The sequence below is a fragment of the Bacillus cereus group sp. N12 genome, from assembly GCF_016483575.1.
GTDB lineage: Bacteria > Bacillota > Bacilli > Bacillales > Bacillaceae_G > Bacillus_A > Bacillus_A toyonensis.
In genome coordinates, this window is record NZ_JAEHBO010000165.1 from 1 (window position 1) to 3,125 (window position 3,125).

The window sequence follows — 3,125 nt, forward strand, 5'->3', positions numbered from 1 at the left end:
TTTTGTTTTTGCTCCTCCGTATATTTATAAACCACAATGCGAGTAGATAATTTGTCTTTGCTCCCTACATATACATCATGTAATTCATACACTTGGCCAGGTTGTAACTGGTTCATGATTTCTTCCAAATGAATTTGTATATATACCGGCCTCAGTTGGGCGGGTTTTGTTTTAAATACGACTGTTTCGAACTCTTTTCTATATATTTTAGTTGGTAACTTAAGACGTGATAAATAGTATCCTTGCCTATCTTGAATAGATTTAAAGTCTTGTAAACGATAATATCCTAGGTCACGAATATATAGTTCATTCTTTTGTGCCATATCTGTTCGAGTCGCACCATACTAGTTCAATTTTCACATCAGAAAATTCTCCACTCAACAGGTCATACTCTAGTTGAATTTTTACATCAGCTCTATGACTACATCCTCCGGCACCAGGATAAGTAGATGCAAACAAGGATAAGAATACGCTCAAAGTGAGCAGAAAGGACATGAGAAATCTTAGATAATCCTCCAATTTTAGCTTGTAGAAGTGTAGTAAATACAGTTCGAAAGAAGGATACAGAAGCCGAGGTAAATCGTCGATTAAGTCCCTCAGGACTTAATAAAACTCCTGTTGAAGTTTCTAATTGACTACAAAGTTGAGTAAGAGAGGTAGTAGCGATTTGTTGATTTAACCATACACACAAAGATAAAAAATGGTGCCCATGGCACTTGCGTTTTTGTTTCATTCCGCCTGCTTCTATAGCTAATTGATTAAGTGTAGCGGGAGACATATATCGATATAACTCTTCAGCAAATAAAGACAACTCTTGTTTTTTATGAATATTCATAAAAAGCACGTCACCCTTTCTCATTAACATAAGAGAATAGTAACGTGCTTTTAACTTCAAGAATAGTCTAAATCCTTAAGTTGATGGATGTGGGGTACCGCCACATTGCTATCAAGTTAAAAGATCATTTAAAATAACTACACTATATTCGTTCTCTAACGAACCAAAATCAGAATTTGATTAGGACCTGTACGTTTTAATACAAAGTATCCTTTCTCCGATTTTGTTGCAACTCCATCATCATTCGACCAACAATATCCATGGGTTTCACAAGTTCCATCATCTCGAACTAGTAATTGACCAATTAATCCGACGGCTACCCATTCTGTACGATTTATACGAGAGGTATATTCTTCATGAGGATTCCATTTTGGATTGAGGATAGGCTGCATTATTTTTCTTTCTGGAGTGATTACATTTCCTTCCCCATCTTTTTGAGTTGGAATGGTAACCTCATGATATTTTTTTCGTCCCCATTCATCAGTCAGATATTTTCCTTGCCAGCGTAAGCATCCGCTATTTCCTAGCAGACCTGGTGTTGCACTTGTTATTCCCAAAATAAATAGATCATTTGAAGCGGCTTTTCGGACTTTATCTTCTGTCGACACAGTAACGAAATAGCCAACATCAATCGGGTTTCCATTGGCTGTTTCAAACATTTCTGCGTAATCACCTGCTGGAGTTAAATATGCTCCATCCACAAACATATTGCCGTTATTCAAAAGTTTTCCAACTAGACCTGTAACATCATAGGCCACTGCTCCGAAAGCTACATTCCACGAATAAGTTGGATCCCCATCTGTAGCATTAACAGCTCCATTTCTACCCATAATATGGGCTCCTTCGAAACCATTTGTTGTTGTGCTCAATCCTTCAGTATGAGATAAATCCCCACTAGCAATTGTACCTGATCCTTCAGCATGGGCCGCAAATCCACTTGCCGTTGTACCTGTTCCTTCTGAGTGGGAAGAAATTCCACTTGCGGTTGTACTAGAACCTTCCGCATGAGAAAAGTCACCCGTTGCTTGTGAGCCTGGATTAATTGTAATATCAGGAGTCCCACCCTCAGCATGGGAACCAAATCCACTGGCTGTCGTATTCACTCCTTCCGCATGGGAACTAGATCCACTAGCTAATGAAAATGCTACATTACCATTTTGATCAACACCACCGCCTTCCACATGCGAAGCCCTTCCACTTGCCGTGTTCCCTTCTCCTTCCGCATGGGAGTTAATTCCACTCGCAACTGTTTGTAGCCCTTCAGCGTGGGAATTATCTGCATTTGCTTGTGTACCATTTCCTTCCGCGTGAGCAGCAGTTGCCAATGGTCCTGTAGACGTGTTTTGACCTTCCGTATGGGAATCTGTTCCTTGGGCTTGTGTAGTATTTCCTTCCGCATGAGAATTAGTACCACTCGCTGTCGTATTCGAACCTTCTGCATGGGAATTAACACCAGCCGCTGTTGTACCTCCACCTTCGGCATGAGAATTAGATCCGCTGGCAATTGTATTAAATCCTTCCGCATGGGATGCAGGTCCAGTCGCTATTGTACCAAAACCTTCCGCATGCGAAGAGTTCCCACTCGCTGTTGTATTTTGCCCTTCCGCATGAGAAAAAGATTCACTTGCCGTTGTACCACCACCTTCGGCATGAGAAGATCCTCCGCTAGCTATTGTTCTTGATCCCTCAGCATGTGCGGCCCCATTACTGGCGGTTGTACTAAATCCTTCCGCATGCGAAGCAGGTCCGCTCGCTGTCGTTTCTGATCCCTCAGCATGTGAAACAGGTCCGCTCGCTGTTGTACCAAAACCTTCCGCATGGGCACCAGCTCCACCGACTGTTGTACTTGTAGCAATTCCTTCTACATGAGAAAAATCTCCTAACGCCTGCGGAGCTGGAAATAAGGTAATATCTGGAGTTCCTCCCTCAGCATGAGAAGCGATTCCATTAGCAATCGTTTGCCTACCTTCTGCATGTGAGGCAAATCCATTTGCAATAGTATCACTTCCTTCTGCTACAGAACATCCATTATTCGGATCAGTTCTAATACAGCTTAGTTCTGTTGGTCCTGTTGGACCGGTATCTCCTGCTGAACCTGTTGAACCCGTTGGACCGGTATCTCCTGTTGGTCCTGTTGAACCTGTTAGACCCGTATCTCCTGTTGGTCCCGTTGAACCTGTTGAACCCGTATCTCCTGTTGGTCCTGTTGAACCTGTTGAACCCGTGTCTCCTGTTGGTCCCGTTGAACCCTGTCTCTTATACACATCTGACGCTGCCGACGAAGCTAGAA

At 42.6% G+C, this 3,125-nt stretch carries 1 protein-coding gene and 1 pseudogene; both read right to left on the reverse strand.

The window, feature by feature from the left end; all coding sequences use genetic code 11:
* Positions 1 to 835, reverse strand: a pseudogene (locus JDS92_RS29830) (IS4 family transposase); the annotation flags it as partial.
* A gap of 155 nt (positions 836 to 990) precedes the next feature.
* The coding region (locus tag JDS92_RS29835; RefSeq protein WP_199633021.1) for a peptidase G2 autoproteolytic cleavage domain-containing protein at positions 991 to 3,125 on the reverse strand (2,135 nt) is incomplete at its 5' end.